The organism is Thauera sp. AutoDN2, from assembly GCF_051280715.1.
In the GTDB taxonomy this organism is placed as follows: Bacteria; Pseudomonadota; Gammaproteobacteria; order Burkholderiales; family Rhodocyclaceae; genus Thauera.
On sequence record NZ_JBNCAR010000032.1, the window covers coordinates 1 to 16,817 of the forward strand.

The window sequence follows — 16,817 nt, forward strand, 5'->3', positions numbered from 1 at the left end:
GCGGATTCCTCCGGAGTATGGTTAAGTCGTTCTCGCAAAACAACTTTCTCATATTTCCGGCCGCGATGCGCCTCCTATCTGTGAGAAATGCGGGCTAGCACTAAGGCTTGATCACGTCATCGGTCGCGCAAGTCGCGCGGCATGAAAAATGCTTGGAAAGGCTTTGCGGGCAGCAAAAACGAGAAACGACCCGCCCGTCGTGGCACCGCGGCCCGCGGGCGGATCAGGCGGGAAGAATGGCGCGCAAGGCCTCGGCGAGCAACGGCGCAACCTGGACCGCATTGCTCGGGTGCACGATGCAATCGGTGCTCCAGATCTCGCCAACCCCAGCGTTGTGAATGGCCTCGAGCGCGCCTTGCGCAAAGAGCGCATGCGTGACCGCCACGTCGACCGAGCGTGCACCGGCCTCGCGCAGCAGGACCGCAGCGCGGGCAAGCGTCTGACCCGAGCTCGCCACGTCATCGAGCAGGATCACGGCACGCCCTGCTACCTCGGCGCCCGCGGGCAGCGCAATCACAACATCATGGTCGCCACGGCGAATCTTGCTGCACACGATACTGTCAAGACCATGCCGTCCGGCTGCGGTCTCGATCCACTGGCGCGATTCGGCGTCAGGACCGACGAGCAGCGGGCGCTCCCGACGCTGCACGGCGATGTCCGCAAGCAGGCCGGCACCCGAAAGCGCGATCGCGTGTGGGACGGGGATCGCCTCGGTCAGGGTATCGACGCGGTGCAGGTGCGGGTCGACGGTAATCACCGCATCGAAAAGCCCGGCCAGGAATTCACCCACGATGCGCTGGCTGACCACCTCGCCCGGACGGAAGGCCTTGTCCTGGCGCATGTAGGCCAGATAGGGCGCGACCAGGCTGATGTGCTCGGCACCCAGCTTCCCGGCACTGCGCGCGACCAGCAGCAACTCCAGCAGCTTCTCGTTGGGGCGGTGCAGGCTGCGAAAGAGCACGACATGCTGCGGCAGCGACGGAGGCAGCCTCAACCGCAACTCGTCATCCGGAAAGCGGTGGCGTTCGATCAGTGCTGCGTCCAGGCCGGCGGCGCGCGCCAGCCGGGCGGCTTCATCCGTCTCGTCCTCGAAATGCAGCAGGAGGGGCGTGTTGTTCTTCATCGGTAAAAGCCTACCCGGGTCCCTCCCGCGCCGAAAGTTGATCCGGGCCTCGTCTGCGAAGGAATTCACACCCGCGCGACTGGGGGCTCAGAACTCCACGAACAGATGCGGCACTTCCTCCGCGCCACCGATCGCATAGCCGCTGGCGCGAGCGCTCGCCTGGCGGGCAAAGTCGAGGTCGGACGGGTAATCGGCATGGACCCTGTAGAGTGCCTCCCCCTTCTGCACCGGATCTCCGAGCTTCTTCAGCAGATCCACGCCCGAAGCGAGCATCTTGGGCGCGCCTGCCAGACGGGCAATGCGCGCGAGCTGCAGGTTGTCGATGCCGGTGATCACCCCATCCGCCTCGGCCAGCACGTCGAATGCGAGGCGGGCGAGTTGCGGCGCGTTGTGATCGAAGGCCTTGCCGCCCTGCGCGCGGACGATGGCGTCCATCTTCGCCAGCGCGCGCCCCGAGTCCAGAATGTCGCGCGCAATAGCGAAGCCGTCCCCCCCACGCACGTCCGGATCGAACTCCAGCATGCGCCCCGCGAGGCGCAGCGCCTTCTGGCGCAGATCGTTGGGCGCGCGCGGATCGTTCTCCAGCACCTGCATCACGTCGCGCGCCTCGAGCACCGGGCCGATGCCGTTGCCGATCGGCTGGCGGCCGTCGGTGATCACCACGTCGATGGTCAGGCCCATGCGCGTGGCGACAAACTCGAACAGCTTGCGCAGCTTCTGCGCCTCCGGCATCGAGCGCACCTTCGCGCTTGGTCCCACCGGAATGTCGAGCACCAGATGGGTCGATCCGGCGGCTACCTTCTTGGACAGGATGGAAGCGACCATCTGCCCGGGCGAATCGATCGACAGCGGGCGCTCGACCGAGATCAGCACGTCGTCGGCCGGCGAGAGCTTGGCCGTGCCGCCCCAGGCGAGGCAGCCGCGGTGCTCGCGCACGATCTCGTTCAGGCGCTCCACCGGCAGTTCGACCTGCGCCAGCACCTCCATGGTGTCGGCCGTGCCCGCCGGCGAGGTGATCGCGCGCGAGGAGGTCTTCGGGCACAGCATGCCGTGCGCGGCGACGATCGGCACCACCAGCATCGAGGTCCGGTTGCCCGGGATGCCACCGATGCAGTGCTTGTCCACCACCGGCCGCTCCTGCCAGTCGATGCGGTGCCCCACCGCCGCCATCGCCTCGGTGAGGAAATACACCTCCTCGCGGTCGAGTTCGCCCTGGTTGGTCGCGACCACGAAGGCGGTGAGCTCGATCTTCGAATAACGATGTTCGGCGATGTCACGCACGATCGCACGGAAGTCATCCCGCGCGAGCCGCTCACCGGCGATCTTGCGGTGCAGCGCAGGGATGGAGGTCGGCGGCTCGGCCTGCGCAATCATCGCCGGGTGCCCATTCTCGACCCCCATCTGCGCAAAGGCGTCGATCGACAGCCCGACCTCATGGCAGCGCACGATGCGCGGATCGTCCACCACATTGAGCGTGGCGAGGACACGCCGGCCATTGGCGCGCACCTCGACCTTGGACAGTGCCTGGAAACCTTCAGCGCGGTAGATCTCGCAGTCCCGATGCAGGTAGGCGACGTTTTCGCGGTAGGTATCCACTGCCACGCGGCGCAGCCTGAGCGGGAAGGCATCCCCCTCTTGCGGCGGCGGCAGGGCGGGATGGTCGTCATTCTGTGCATTCATGGTGCAAGACTACACCCTGGCTCCACACCCATGAAGCCGCTCGCAGGCACGGATGCGTCACATGACACAGGGACACCCACGTCACGGACAGACACACCGGGACCGCCAGCATTACGCCTGGCGAAACCCCTGCGCAAAGCTTAACGAACGTCAACATGGTCAAGCCCGATCGACCATAAAATGAGTACAAATTCACACACCAGCACAACGGAGGGCGACATGACGAACCGAAACATCTCTTTCATCGTCAAGGACCAGAACCCCTTGATGCTGCGTCCGACGGATACCGTCCAGAGCGCGTGCCAGGCAATGTGCGAGCGCAGCGTGGGCGCGGTACTGGTAACGGACACCAGGGCCCACCTGAAGGGCATCTTCACCGGCCGCGATGCGGTGCAGGTGATCGCCAATGGCGGCGACCCGGCGACGGTTCATCTGTCCGAAGTCATGACCCGCGACCCCGACACCATCGAACCCGACCGCAAGGCGATCGACGCGCTGCACAGGATGTGCGACGGCGGCTACCGGCACTTGCCGGTGACGGTCGACGGCAAGGTGGTCGGCATCATTTCGCGCAGCGACTTCAAGGGCCTCGAGCTCGACCAGTTCGAAGACGAGCAGAGCCTGTGGGAACGCATCTGCTGACCCCCACTCGACCCGGCGCGCCCGGTCCAGAAGCTCAGTCGACCCGAAACCGGAGCGTGCCGATCATGCGGTCGTCCGCAGTGAGCACGCGCACTTGCCAGCGCCCGCGCGGATCATCCGGGAAGTTGCGCTTGTACGTCCACGCGCGGTAGCCGTCGGTTCGTCCGCCGGTCACATCCAGTTCGATGCGGTCGACCTCGCGCCCTTCGTGCAGCCAGACATGACTCACCCGCTCCGTGAGCCCCAGCGGCGCGCGGATTGCAGTGTAGGCGTAGAGGCCTGCCTCGCGCAGGTGCGCGGCATCCAGCGCCCGCAGGCTCTGCGCTGGCGCCCGTTGCTCGACATCCATGGCCGTGCTGACCGCCACCTGGGTCAGCCGCAGGGTGGCAGGCGGCACCCACAGGCGCGCCAGCCATCCGGCGAGGCCTAGGGCCACCAGCAAGACCAGCACCAGCAGTCCGCGCCACCAGCGTGGCATGGTGACCGCGCCCGCCAAGGTCGGAAACGACAGCACCACGGCAACCGCGAGCGCTGCCTGATAGCTCGCCATCGCCGGGACCTGCAGCACCAGCGGCAACACCACCAGCAGCAGCGCGAACAGGGTCAGCGTGTGATAGCTCAGGAAAAGCCAGCGTCGCTTCGCCAAGCGCCCGTAGTACAGCGGATCGATGATCGCTACCAGCGCCATCACCCCAAGCGCGGCGGTGAACATCGCCTGACCGCTGTTCCAGGAGGTACTGGCGACGAAGAAAGGCAGCGCAAAAAACAGGCTCTCCTGGTGCGTGAACTGCGTCAGGTAGCGCACCAGCGCGGCGGGCACACCGAAGCCGAAGCGCCGTTTCAGCGCGCGATCGAGCACGCGCTCCAATACCAGCAGCAACCAACCCGCCAGCATCGCTACCGCCATCACCCTCGCCACGCCCTCATGACGTTCGACGAGAAGGAAGCTGAGCACACCGGAAACGAAGCCGAAGCTCGCCACCAGCCAGGGGTGGCGGCGCAGCCACACCATCAGACGCAGTCCGCGCCATTTCAGTCGCTTGAGCCGGCTGCCGCGCCCACCCGGCGCCGCCGATACGGGCAGCGCGGGCTCCGCATCCGGGGGCAACCCAGCCCGTGGCTCGACGGGGCCGGCGCTCACTGCATCAGGTCGCGCAGATCGGCGACCGGCGAACGGCCGAAATCCGCGTCGAGCATGAAATCCACCAGATGCATCGCACACGCCTCGGGGGCCACCAGGCTGCCGCTGCGCTTCAGGTCGACGAAGCGCTCCCGCATGGGAAAGCGCTCGGGGGCGATCGCACGGATCTCGCCCTGCATGTCGGTGTCGATGACGCCCGGCGCCAGCGCGCAGATGCGCAGCCCGGGCGTGGCATCCATCTGGACCGCACGCGCATGGTGGTCAAGTGCCGCCTTGGTGGCGCAATACACGCTCCAGCCCGAATAGGCGGCGCGCGCTGCGCCGCTCGACACGTGCAGCACGCGCCGCTCCCGAATCCCGTCCGCCTGTGCGAAAGCCGCCGCCAGCATCAGCGGCGCCGCCACGTTTATCGCCACGGCGTGCGCCACCGCTGCCGGGTCCTGCAGCGGCAAAGGCCCCATCGGCTGCAGGGTGCCGGCATTGTTTATCAGTAGCGCTTCATCTGCATCACCCAGCCAACCGGCGAGCCCGCCCGCCGCAAGCCAGGCTGCGAGGGCTTCGGTATCGGCCAGATCAAGCGCCACCTCGGCGAGCTGCCCGCCGTGCGCCACCGCCAGGGCGGCATTCCCCTGCCGCGCCAGCCCAAGCACCGGAACACCGCGTTCGAGCAGTTCCGCCGCAATCGCCGCACCCAGCCCGCGGCTGTGTCCACTCACGATTGCCCGGATACCCGTCATCGTGCTTCTCCGCTCACGCAGCCGGTTTGCGCGCGACCAGGCCTACCAAGGCCGAATGCCCCTTGTGGCCGACCCCTTCATCGAGCACGTCCTCGTATTCCTGCAGATGCAGGATCTCGAGCGCGCCGAAGGCTTCGCGCAGCATGTCCGCGGTGTACAGATGGTCGACCGCCGACGGCCCGCCGGTACGGAACTCGAGTTGCTTCGGCGTATAGCCCTGCAGGATCAGATGGCCGCCCGGCTTGAGCGCGCGAACCATGCCCGCAAAGATGCTCGCGCGCTGCGCCGGCGTGGCGAACTGGATGAAGATCGCCACCACGAAATCAAACGCGGCCTCCGGATACGCCCAAGCAACCGCATCCGCAAGCACGAAGTCGACCTCGACGTGACGGCCAGCCGCGAGCTTGCGCGCCTTCTCCAGCGCCACCGGCGAGATCTCGGTCGCCGTCACCTGCAGGCCCTGCTCGGCCAGCCACACCGCATTGCGCCCCTCGCCATCGGCCACCGAAAGCGCATTGGCGCCGGAAGCCAGCAAGGCCGATTGCGCTGCCAGAAAACGGTTTGGGGTGGTGCCGAATACATAGTCCTCGCCCGCGTCGCGAAAGCGCGAAGACCACATGCGTTCCTGTTCGTGTGCGTTCATCGTTTCTCCTGAAATCGTGCTGCGACATCGCGCCCGTGCGCATCGCCGCCCCCCCGTGGCTCGCGGACCCAGCCACCCGCTACCAGGGCAGGCGCTCGCCCGCGCCCGGATGCATCCGAACGGTCAACACGGAATGCTCAAACCAGCCAGCGGCCGAGTGTCGCCATCGCGATGGTCAGCAGGCCCAGGGTCAGGTTGGTCCCGACAAGCTGACGGATGCGCCCGAGCGCCGCGCCGCCCGATTTCCATTCCTCCGTTGCGACGGCCTGCTTCAGGCCTGCATACGGAACGAAGAAGACGAAGGCGTAGATGGCGATCATCACCAGGCCCATCAGGAGCATCAGGTGCTGGTAGAGCGGTGCCGCAGCAAAACCATAGCCCAGGATCAATGCGAGCCCGCTCGCGAGCACGGCCACGACCGACACCCACACCCAGACAAAGAAGCGCGCAAGCACCCCGCGCCACAGCCGCAGGCGCGGCGGCGGCTCGAGCTGGCTGGCTGCCTCCGGACGCAGGCAGACATAGGCAAAGAACATGCCGCCCACCCAGACGACGACGCCGGTCACGTGCAGGAGGAGCAGAAAGGAATCAAGAGCCATGGCGCCACCTCAAAAGGTATCGAAAGCGTCCTGATTGTGCCGCAAAAGAGGCCCCGCGCGGCAAGCGCCGCGATCGGCCCTGCTATCGGCCCTGCCAGCGCGCCGGACGCCGCTCGCAGAAGGCGCGCACGCCCTCGCCGAAGTCCGCATTTGCCGACATGGCGAGAAAGCTCGCCTTCTCCGCATCAAGCGCACCCGCGAAGTCGCTGTTCAGCCCCGACCGCAGCAATCGCTTGATTCCGGCCTGCGCTGCCGCCGGCCCGTCTGCGAGGCGGCGCGCCATGGCGAGCCCGCTGTCCTGCAGCTGCGCCACCGGCACGACCTCGGCCACCAGGCCGATATCCTTCGCCTGTGCGGCATCGATCTGCGGATTGAGCAACGCGATCGCCAGCGCGCGCTGCAGCCCCACTCGGCGCGAGAGATGCCAACTCGCCCCGCCGTCCGGCGTGGTGCCGATCGCGCTGTAGGCAAACACGAAGCGCGCATCGTCGGCCGCAACCAGAATGTCACAGGCGATCGCCAGCGACATGCCGAAACCCGCCGCCGAGCCGGCCACCAGGCCGATGACCGGGCACGGCAGTCTCGTGAGGCCCGCAACCGCCTCGTGCACCGCATCGATCAGGCACCCGATCTCCTCGGCGCATTCCTGCTGCGAGTCCTGCAGCAGGGCATCGAAACGGCGCACATCGCCACCGACCATGAAATGTGCGCCGCTGCTGCGCAGCACGACCGCCCGTGGCGGCTCCGCTTGCAAGGCGCGCACGGCATCGCGCAAGGCGAGCCCCATCGCGAGATCGAGGCTGTTGCGCGAGGCCGGACGGTCAAGGGTGATGAAGGCAATCCCGCCCTCACGCTCGAGGCGCACGGATGAATCGGCAGCGGTGGAATCAGACATCGGCATAATCTCCTTGAGTACATTCTTTGCGTATGCGGACGAGGATACGCGATGCGCCATCGCCGGGCACCCCCCCCCCGCCACACCCCTCGCCCACCCCCTGACCCGACACGCCCCGGCCCGCACGCCCGCGCCCGCACAGACACACGTGGCCGCGCCTGCCTCAGGGGCGAGGCCCTACCGGGAGAAGAGGGGGAGCGAAACAGCGAGCAGGATGGAAAGCGAAATGCGCAACTCGAACACGCAGCTTACTTGGCCGCCATGCGGATCGCACCGTCCAGGCGGATGACCTCGCCGTTCAACATCGGGTTCTCGCAGATCGACTTCACCAGCTGCGCGTATTCGCTGGAACGACCCAGGCGCGAGGGGAAAGGCACCATCTGGCCGAGCGAATCCTGCACCTGCTGTGGCAGCCCGCGCAGCATCGGCGTCTCGAAGATGCCGGGCGCGATGCTCATGACGCGGATGCCGTAGCGCGCCAGCTCGCGCGCGATCGGCAGCGTCATGCCGACCACGCCGGCCTTGGACGCCGAGTAGGCCGCCTGGCCGATCTGGCCGTCGAAGGCGGCGACCGAGGCGGTGGTGACGATCACGCCGCGCTCGCCCTCCTCGTTCGGCGCGGCCTTGCTCATGGCGTCGGCGGCGAGGCGGATCGGGTTGAAGGTGCCGACAAGGTTGATCGTCACCCCGCGCATGAAACTGTCGAGGCGGTGCGGGCCTTCCTTGCCCACGACCTTTTCGCCCGGCGCCACGCCGGCGCAGCACACCAGACCGTGCAGGCCGCCGAAGCCCGTCACCGCGGCATCGACCGCTGCCTGCGTCGACGCCTCGTCGGTGACGTCGGTGCGCACGAAGCAGGCCGCTGCGCCCAGCTCCGCCGCGAGCGCCTTGCCCGCCTCTTCATTGAGATCGGCAAGCACCACCTTGCCGCCGCCTTCGACCACCATGCGCGCGGTGGCGGCGCCCAGGCCCGAGGCGCCGCCGGTGACGAGGAATACCGAGTTTGCGATCTTCATTGCGTGTGCTCCCTGTGTCTCAGATGCGTTCGATGATGGTTGCGGTGGCCATGCCGTGGCCGACGCACATGACCTGCAGGCCGAAGCGGCCGTCGCGCTGCTCGAGGCCTGCGAGCATCTTGGCCATCAGGCCGGCGCCGGTGCCGCCCAGCGGGTGGCCGTGGGCGATCGCGCCGCCCCAGGGGTTGAAACGGTCCATGTCCGGCGCGAACTCGCGCATGAAGCACAGGGCCACGCTGGCGAAAGCCTCGTTGACCTCGATCCAGTCCATGTCGCGGATCGACAGCCCGGCCATCTCCAGCGCGCGGCGCGCCGCCGGGATCACCCCGGTGAGCTGCATCACAGGGTCCGAACCGACCGCGACGCGGGCGCGGAAGCGCGCGCGCGGCCGGATGCCCAGCGCATCGGCCGCCGCGCGCCGACCGACCAGCACCGCGGCCGCGCCGTCGGACATCTGGCTGGCGTTGGCCGCAGTCACGCCGCCCTCGCCCGGCTGGCGGAACACCGGCTGCATGGCGCGCATGCGCTCGACATCGATCACCGCACGGATGCCTTCGTCGTGCGCCAGCGTGATCGTGCCACCCTCCTTGTCCACACCCGCCACCGGCAGGATCTCGGTGTGCAGGCCGGCCGCGCGCGCCGCCTCGGCACGGCAGTGGCTTTCCATCGCGTAGTCATCCATCTCGGCACGCGAGATCTGCCACTGGTCGGCGATGCGCTCGGCGCTCTCGACCTGATGCGGAATGGCGAAGCGCGCGAGGATCTTCGGATGCAGATTGTCGAAGCCACGGAAGTCGCCCTGCCCCAGGGTCAGATCGAGGAACATCGGCACCCGGCTCATGCTCTCGACGCCGCAACCGATGGCAAACTCGAGGTCGCCCGCAGCCACCGCCTGCGAAGCGGCATGGGTGGCGAACTGGCTGGAGCCGCACATGCGGTTCATCGACACGCCCGGCACCTCAGCCGGCAGCCCGGCGATCAACAGCGCCTGGCGGGCGATGTTGGCGCCCTGCTCGCCGGCCTGGCTGACGCAGCCGGCCAGCACGTCGCCGACCTTATCGGCCGGCAGTCCGGTGCGCGCCAGCACGCCGCCGATGGCGGTGGCGAGCAGTTCGTCCGGGCGGGTCTCGCGCAGCGCCCCGCCGCGGCGGCCGAAGGGGGTGCGGACGGCGCCCAGAATCAGCGCTTCGTTCGGATTGGAGGAATTGGATGGGGTCATTGCTGGGTCCTCGGGTTCAGGCCCGCTGCAGTTCGCGGGCGATGATGTTGCGCTGGATCTCGCTGGTGCCTTCGTAGATCTGCAGCACCTTGGCGTCGCGGAAGAGCTTTTCCACCGGGTATTCGGTCGAGTAGCCCATGCCGCCGAAAATCTGCACCGCCTCGGTCGCCGCCCACATCGCGGCATCGGCGGCGAAGGCCTTGGCGATCGAGGCCTCGATCGTGTTCGGCCTGCCCTGGTCGAGCAGCCAGGCCGACTGGTAGGTAAGCAGGCGCGCGGCCTCGAGCTTCATGCGCATCTCGGCCAGCTTGTGCGCCACGGCCTGGTGGTCGATCAGGCGCCGGCCCATACTGCTGCGCTGAGTGGCGTAGGCGAGCGACTCGTCGAGGCAGCGCTCGATGAGGCCGACGCCGAAGGCGGCCACCATCGGCCGCGAGTGGTCAAACACCGCCATCGCCAGCGCGAAGCCGCCGCCCTCCTCACCGAGGCGGTGATCCTCGGGCACGAACACCTGATCCAGGAAGACCTCACAGGTGGGCGAACAGCGTTGACCGAGCTTGCCCAGCGGCTCACCCACCGTCAGACCCGCACTGGCACGCGGGACGATGAAGGCCGTCATGCCACGATGTCCGGCATCCGGTGCGGTCTTGGCGAAAACGACGAGAAATTCGGCCAGGTTGGCGTTGGAAATCCAGATCTTGCTTCCGGTGAGGCGATAACCGCCCTCCACCCGCTCGGCGCGGGTCCGCACGCCGGCAACGTCGGAGCCCGCGCCCGGCTCGGTCATGGCGAAGCTCGCGAGCGCGCCGTTGGCAGCCGCGCGCAGATAACGATCACGCTGCATCTGGCTGCCGGCGATCGCAATCGGCTCGGTGGCCAGCGCATTCACGCACAGGGCAGTGCCGATCCCCAGACAGCCGCGGCAGAAGGCTTCGGTAACCAGCACCAGTTCGAGGCAGCCCAGACCGCCCCCACCCACCGCCTCGGGCAGGTTGATCCCCAGCAGGCCGAGTTCCTGAGCGCGCTGATGCACCTCGACCGGGAAGGCCTTGCTGGCATCGGCCTCGGCTGCGCGCGGCACGATCTCGCGCTCGGCGAAGCGGCGGGCGAGATCGCGGATCTCGCGCTGCTCCGCATTCAGTTGGAAATCCATGATGTCTCCGGCGCGGCGACCCCGGGCAGGCAGCGCCGCGCACAACAGGCTCCGGCGTGCCCGCGCACGCCGCGCCGAAAAGAAGGGAAAACGTCGTCGAAAACCCCGGGGACTCAGCCCGGTGGCGCACCCGCACGCGCCGGGGAGTGGTCACGCATGGGCGGCCTCTCCCCGGTACATGGCTTCGATCACGTCGGCATAGGTCTTGTAGATGCTGGAACGGCGCACCTTCATCGTCGCGGTCACCTCGCCGTCGTCGTGGTCCAGTTCCTTGGTCAGCAGGTGGAAGCGGCGGATGTGCGAGACCTGCGCGAGCTGGCCATTGCCGCGTGCGATCTCGGCGTCGATCAGCGCGCGCACCTCCGGGTGCTCGACCAGCGAGCGGAAGTGGGTGAAGGGGATCTGGCGGCCCTCTGCCCACTTCGCCACCGTCTCGTAGTCGATCTGGATCAGGGCGGAGACGAACTTGCGCCCGTCGGCGACGACGATGCACTCCTTGATATAGGGGCTGGCCTTCATCGTCTTCTCGATCTCGGACGGCGTCAGGTTCTTGCCGCCGGCGGTGATCATGATGTCCTTCAGGCGATCGACGATGTAGAGCTGGCCGTCGCGCGCCTCGACCACGTCGCCGGTGTGCAGCCAGCCGTCGCGGATGCTGTCGGCGGTCGCCTCCGGGTTCTTGTAGTAGCCGGCGAACACCATCTCGCCCCGGATCAGCAGTTCGCCGCGCTCGCCGATCCGGTGCTCGACACCGAGGATCGGCGTGCCGACCGAGCCGAAGCGGGCCGCATCCAGCGGCTGGCCGGTGATCATGCCGGTCGATTCGGTCAGGCCATAGACCTCCACCAGCGGCACGCCCAGCGTGCGGAAGAACTGCACCACCGCGGGCGGGATCGGCGCGGCGCCGGTCAGCGCCACCTGCGCCCGGCGCAGGCCGATGAAGTTCTGCAGCGCGCGCAGGATGAGCCAGTACCAGAAGGCGTAGCTCAGGCGCTCGCCCGCGGTGCGCTGCGCCGCCGCCTTGTGCGCGAAGGGCGCGCAGGCGGCCATCGCGCGGTCGAACAGCCAGCGCTGCAGCGGACCGCTCTCCTGCATCTTGATGCTGATCGCCGAGTGCAGCTTTTCCCAGATGCGCGGCACGCCCAGGAACATCGTCGGCGCGATCTCGCGCAGGTCTTCCTGCACGGTGCGGATCGACTCGCCGAAGGCCACCGTGGAGCCCAGGTAGATCGGGCAGAAGGTGGTCAGCATCTGCTCGGCGACGTGGCACAGCGGCAGGTAGGACAGATGGCTGGTGTCCGCCGACAGGCCCAGGCGATCGGCGATGCCGGGCGCCACGCCGCGGATGTTGGCGTAGCTGATCATCGCGCCCTTGGGTTTGCCGGTGGAGCCCGAGGTGTAGATCATCAGCGCGATGTCCTCGAGCCGCTGCGTCGCCAGCGTCTCCTCCACCAGGTGACGGTGGGTGGCCTCGTATTCGACCCCGAGCGTCTCCAGGTCGGCGAAGGACAGGATGCGGTCGCGCACACGCTCATCGGCGTTGCGCAGGCCCTTGGTCTCCATCACCACGATGGCGCGCAGATGGGGCAGCTGGTCGAGCGCCTCGACCACCTTGTCGGTCTGCTCCTGGTCCTCGCACACCACCACCTCGACGTCGGCGTGGTTCAGCACGTAGGCCACCTCGGGCGCCGGGCTGGTGGGATAGACACCGACCGCGATGCCGCCGACCAGGCCGCAGCCCATCTGCGTCAGCACCCATTCGATGCGGTTCTCGGCGAGCACGCCGACGTGGCCGCCGGCGGACAGGCCGAGCGCACGCAGCCCCAGGCCGACATGGCCGGCGCGGCGGTAGTAGTCGTCCCAGGAAATGCCCTGCCAGATGCCGAAATCCTTCTGGCGGATGGCGATGCGTGCTGGATGCTGCCTTGCCTGCTCGCGCAGCATCTGCGGCAGGGTCAGCCTGGGAAGCGGATTGACTTCGGGGTTCTTGCTCATGGCCATCCTCTCGCTCACGACAGCCAGCGCTTGCGGCGCTTGTAGTGCTTGATGTCGCGGAAGCTCTTCATCTCGCCGTGCCCGCCCATGCCGAGGTAGAACTCGCGCACGTCCTGGTCGGCGGCCAGGCGTTCGGCCGGGCCGTCGGTGACGACCTTGCCGTTCTCCATGATGTAGCCGTAGTGCGCCACCGCCAGCGCCACCGAGGCGTTCTGCTCCACCAGCAGCATCGACACCTTCTGCTCGGCGTTGATGCGGGCGATGATCTGGAAGATGTTCTCCACCAGCAGCGGCGCCAGGCCCAGCGAGGGTTCGTCGAGCAGGATCAGCTTGGGCCGCGCGATCAGCGCACGACCGATCGCCAGCATCTGCTGCTCGCCGCCCGACAGGTAGCCCGCCAGGCCGTTGCGGCGCTCGTACAGGCGCGGGAAGTACTCGTAGACGAGGTCGTAGTCGGCCTTCGCGCCGCTGCGCCCGGTGAGCGCATAGGTCGCGGAGACGAGGTTTTCCTCCACGGTCAGGTCCTCGAACACGCGGCGCCCTTCCATTACGTGGAAGAGCCCCGCGCGCACGAGTTCGTGCGGCTTGGAACCCGCCAGCGGCTTGCCTTCGAAGCGGATCTCGCCGCGCGTCAGCTCGCCGTTCTCCAGCCCCAGCAGGCCGGACACGGTCTTGAGCGTGGTGCTCTTGCCCGCGCCGTTGGAGCCGAGCAGCGCGACGATCTGCCCGCGCGGCACCGACAGCGACAGGCCACGCAGCACCTGCACCGCCTTGTTGTAGATCACCTCGATGTTGTTCACCTCGAGGACGGATTCGGCCGCACTCATCGCTTACTCCAGCACGATCCAGTCGGAGGCCGGCACCATGCGCTTGGCCTTGGTGTCGGCGCGGTAGATGCGCCCGACCGGGATGGTGTTGCCGCGGATCGTGATGGGCACGCCGATCAGGCCGCCGGTGTCGAAGTTCTCGATCGAGTTCAGCGCCGCCTTGAAGTTGGCCGCGGTCATCTCCTTGCCGGCGGCGATCGTGCGGCGGGCCGATTCGGCGTAGAGCATGGCGGACAGGAAGCCCTGGATGTAGGGCACGTTCTGGTACTCCGGTCGCATTGAGCGGATCTTCTCCAGCATGGGCGCCGGCGCGGAGTCGTCGTAGTAGTAGCTGTAGGGCATCACCCCCATGAAGCCCTCGGCGACGTCGCCCATCTGCATGACCGTCGAGTTGTCCATCGTCCAGAAGGTGCCCATGAACTTGGTGTCCAGGCCGAGCTGGCGCGCCTGGCCGATGAACTCCGGGATCGGGCCGAGGATGTAGCCGTGGAAGATGATGAAGTCCGGCCTCGCCCGGCGCATCTTCGCCATCTCGGTCGACACATCGACCGCGCCCGGCGGGGTCATAATCTCGATGGCAACGTTGAGCCCCAACTCCTTCGCGACGCCGCGGCTGCTCTCGATCGGGTCGCGGCCGAACTCGGTGTCGGAATAGACGAAAGCCACCTTGGCGCCCGGTTTTTCCTGGGCAATGTAGCGCAGCAGGATGCCGAACTGCTGGGTGTAGTCCGGGCCAGCGATGAACTGGTAGGGGTACTTCTGCGGGTCGTTGAGCTCGGTGGCGAAGGAGGCGCCCGACATGATCATGCTGCCGGCGCGGTCGAGCTCGGGGTTGATGGTCTTGCTGAAGGCGGTGGAGTCGCCGTAGTAGAAGTTCACCTTGTTCTGGCTGGTGATCTTCTTGAACGCCGCCACCGACTGGTCGACCTTGTAGGCACTGTCCTCGGGCACGTAGCGCAGCATGTGGCCCTCTACGCCACCGGCATCGTTGGTCATCTTGACGTAGTCCTGGATGCCGGCGTGGATGCCGATGCCGGCGAAGGCGAACACGCCGCTCATCGGGATCGAGCCGCCGATGACGATTTCCTTGTCTGCCGCCTGGACCGCGGGCATGCCTGCGGTGGCTGCCAGGACCGCGGTGGCCAGCAGGCTCTTGAGTACGGTTCTTCTCATGCTTGTCTCCTTCTCTTTATGGGTGGTGATGCGATGAGGCGAGGAAAACTCAGGCCCGGAACGGCCAGAGGTGGAAGAAACGGCGGATACGGCGCCAGATTTCCTGCAGGCCGAGCGGCTCGAACACCAGGAAGCCGACGATCAGCGCGCCGAACACGATGGTGCGCACCGGCGACAGGATCAGCGTGGCGTCGGCCGACAGCGGCAGCCAGCCGACGATGAGCTTGAGCGCCTCGGGCACCATGGTCATGAAGACCGCGCCGAGGATGGCACCGAGGATGGTGCCCATGCCGCCAACGATGACCGCGGCGAGGAAGAAGATCGACATGATCAGCGGGAAGCTCTCCGGCGTGACCACGCGGAAGAAGTAGGCCCACATGCCGCCCGCCACCCCGGCGTAGAAGGACGACAGGCCGAAGGACAGCAGCTTGTAGCGCAGCAGCGGGATGCCCAGCACCTCGGCCGAGATGTCGCGGTCGCGGATCGCGATGAAGGCGCGGCCGATGCGGGTGCGGAACAGGTTGGCAGCACCCAGCACCATCAGGATGGTGATCGGCACGAACAGCCAGTACAGACGGAACGAGGAGTCGAAGCTGAGGCCGAGGATCTCCGCCGGCGCCACCGTGATGCCCGAATGGCCGCCGGTGACCGCATGCCAGTTGGCGAACACGAAGTGCAGCACCACCGACGCGGCGATGGTCGCAATCGCCAGATACAGTCCCTTCACCCGCAGCGAGGGCAGGCCCACCACCAGCCCGCCGAGCATCGCGACGAAGCCGCCGGCGAGCAGGTTGAGCAGCACCGGTGTGCCGAGCTTCTGCTCCAGCGCCGCCACCGTGTAGGCGCCGATGCCCATGAAGGCGGCCTGCCCCAGGCTCACCAGCCCGGTGTAGCCGGTGAGGATGTTGAGCCCGGTCGTGCTGGCGATATTGATCGCCACCAGGCAGGCGAGGTAGAGCCAGTACTCGTCGGCGAAGAAGGGGAAGCCGAGCAGCGCGACGGCGAGGACGGCCAGCCAGGCGTACTGGGTGCGGCTGTCGAACAGCGACTCGTCGTGGCGGTAACTGGAGCGTGCGGTTCCGATACGCATTACAACCTCTCGATTTCGTGGGTGCCGAACAGGCCGTAGGGACGGACCAGCAGCACGACGATCAGGATCAGGAAGGTGGCCAGCAGCTTGAATTCGCCGCCGAGGAAGCCACCGGCGAGGGACTCGACGACGCCGATGAAGAGCCCGGCGACCAGCGCGCCGAGCACGCTATCGAGGCCACCGACGATCACCACCACCAGCACCGACAGGCCGAACACGCCCATCGTCGAGGAGATGCCGCCCACTGCACCGACGATGACGCCGGCGATGGCCGCGATCATCGCCGCCACGGTCCAGGACAGCGAGAACACCTTGGGCACGTTGATGCCCATCGAGTAGGCCGCCTGCTGGTCCGATGCCGTCGCCCGCAGTGCCACGCCGCCGCGCCAGAAGCGGAACACCGCCAGCGCCACCCCGATCAGCACCGCCGCAACGAGGAAGCCGTAGAACACCTTGGGCGGCACGAAGGCCTCGCCGATCATCACTGGCGCGCTGGGCATGAACTCGGGCAGGCGGCGCGGCTCGGAGGTCCAGATCAGCTCGACCACGCCGACCAGGATGGAGGCCAGACCCACGGTCACCATGAACACCGAGATCGGCGACTCGCCCAGCATCGGCCGGATCGCCACCCGCTCGAGCGTCGCGCCCGCCACCCCGCTGCCGATCACCGCGACCAGGATCGCCAGCCACATCGGCATGTTCATCGCCGTGGCGAGGCCGAAGCACAGGTAGGCGCCGATCATCAGCATCTCGCCGATGGCCAGGTTCACCACCCGCGTGGCCTTGTAGATCATCACGAAAGCGAGGCCGGTCAGCGCGTAGAGGCCGCCGGCGCCGAGGCCAGCCAGCACGATCTCGGCCAGGAAAAGCCAGTCGAAGTCCAT

Annotated in this window: 16 protein-coding genes; 1 reads left to right on the plus strand and 15 read right to left on the minus strand. The window is 67.4% G+C overall.

Annotation, left to right across the window (positions count from 1 at the left end):
* Positions 1-223: 223 nt before the first annotated feature.
* Both ACPT9U_RS14625 and ACPT9U_RS14630 read right to left on the minus strand, forming a co-directional pair.
* Positions 224-1,123, minus strand: coding sequence for a ribose-phosphate diphosphokinase (locus tag ACPT9U_RS14625; RefSeq protein WP_418363736.1), 900 nt, complete (start codon positions 1,121-1,123; stop codon positions 224-226).
* 87 nt (positions 1,124-1,210) lie between these two features.
* Positions 1,211-2,803, minus strand: coding sequence for a thymidine phosphorylase family protein (locus ACPT9U_RS14630; protein WP_435751451.1), 1,593 nt, complete (start codon positions 2,801-2,803; stop codon positions 1,211-1,213).
* Between the two features lie 219 nt (positions 2,804-3,022).
* Here ACPT9U_RS14630 and ACPT9U_RS14635 point away from each other — a divergent pair, with 219 nt between their 5' ends.
* Positions 3,023-3,445 carry a CBS domain-containing protein gene (locus tag ACPT9U_RS14635; RefSeq protein WP_418363738.1) on the plus strand — a complete coding sequence of 141 codons (423 nt, stop codon included), beginning with the start codon at positions 3,023-3,025 and terminating at the stop codon, positions 3,443-3,445.
* Between the two features lie 34 nt (positions 3,446-3,479).
* Here ACPT9U_RS14635 and ACPT9U_RS14640 read toward each other — a convergent pair whose 3' ends face one another.
* The 13 genes from ACPT9U_RS14640 to ACPT9U_RS14700 form a co-directional block, all read right to left on the minus strand.
* Positions 3,480-4,586: a DUF5924 family protein gene (locus ACPT9U_RS14640; protein ID WP_435751452.1), complete on the minus strand. Its 1,107-nt coding sequence runs from the start codon at positions 4,584-4,586 to the stop codon at positions 3,480-3,482.
* A complete protein-coding gene (locus tag ACPT9U_RS14645; protein ID WP_435751453.1) occupies positions 4,583-5,323 on the minus strand; it encodes an SDR family oxidoreductase in 741 nt (246 codons plus the stop codon). The genes ACPT9U_RS14640 and ACPT9U_RS14645 overlap by 4 nt, the downstream gene beginning before the upstream one ends.
* A 13-nt stretch (positions 5,324-5,336) precedes the next feature.
* Positions 5,337-5,966: a class I SAM-dependent methyltransferase gene (locus ACPT9U_RS14650; RefSeq protein WP_418363741.1), complete on the minus strand. Its 630-nt coding sequence runs from the start codon at positions 5,964-5,966 to the stop codon at positions 5,337-5,339.
* A gap of 137 nt (positions 5,967-6,103) precedes the next feature.
* Positions 6,104-6,565 carry a CopD family protein gene (locus ACPT9U_RS14655; RefSeq protein WP_418363742.1) on the minus strand — a complete coding sequence of 154 codons (462 nt, stop codon included), beginning with the start codon at positions 6,563-6,565 and terminating at the stop codon, positions 6,104-6,106.
* A gap of 82 nt (positions 6,566-6,647) precedes the next feature.
* Positions 6,648-7,460, minus strand: coding sequence for an enoyl-CoA hydratase/isomerase family protein (locus tag ACPT9U_RS14660; RefSeq protein WP_435751454.1), 813 nt, complete (start codon positions 7,458-7,460; stop codon positions 6,648-6,650).
* Between the two features lie 248 nt (positions 7,461-7,708).
* Positions 7,709-8,476 carry a 3-hydroxyacyl-CoA dehydrogenase gene (locus ACPT9U_RS14665; RefSeq protein ID WP_418363744.1) on the minus strand — a complete coding sequence of 256 codons (768 nt, stop codon included), beginning with the start codon at positions 8,474-8,476 and terminating at the stop codon, positions 7,709-7,711.
* Positions 8,477-8,495: 19 nt separating this feature from the next.
* A complete protein-coding gene (locus ACPT9U_RS14670) occupies positions 8,496-9,695 on the minus strand; it encodes a thiolase family protein (RefSeq protein WP_418363745.1) in 1,200 nt (399 codons plus the stop codon).
* A gap of 16 nt (positions 9,696-9,711) precedes the next feature.
* Entirely contained in the window at positions 9,712-10,848 is a 1,137-nt protein-coding gene (locus ACPT9U_RS14675) for an acyl-CoA dehydrogenase family protein (protein WP_418363746.1), read from the minus strand.
* Between the two features lie 150 nt (positions 10,849-10,998).
* Complete coding sequence (locus tag ACPT9U_RS14680; protein WP_418363747.1) at positions 10,999-12,849, minus strand: AMP-dependent synthetase/ligase; 1,851 nt, start codon at positions 12,847-12,849, stop codon at positions 10,999-11,001.
* Positions 12,850-12,857: 8 nt separating this feature from the next.
* The gene (locus ACPT9U_RS14685) at positions 12,858-13,670 is read right to left on the minus strand and encodes an ABC transporter ATP-binding protein (RefSeq protein ID WP_418363748.1); all 813 of its coding nucleotides are present in this window, start codon (positions 13,668-13,670) and stop codon (positions 12,858-12,860) included.
* Positions 13,671-13,673: 3 nt separating this feature from the next.
* A complete protein-coding gene (locus ACPT9U_RS14690; RefSeq protein ID WP_435751455.1) occupies positions 13,674-14,843 on the minus strand; it encodes an ABC transporter substrate-binding protein in 1,170 nt (389 codons plus the stop codon).
* 49 nt (positions 14,844-14,892) lie between these two features.
* Entirely contained in the window at positions 14,893-15,933 is a 1,041-nt protein-coding gene (locus ACPT9U_RS14695; protein ID WP_435751456.1) for a branched-chain amino acid ABC transporter permease, read from the minus strand.
* Complete coding sequence (locus ACPT9U_RS14700) at positions 15,933-16,817, minus strand: branched-chain amino acid ABC transporter permease (RefSeq protein WP_435751457.1); 885 nt, start codon at positions 16,815-16,817, stop codon at positions 15,933-15,935. Before ACPT9U_RS14700 ends, ACPT9U_RS14695 begins: the two co-directional genes overlap by 1 nt.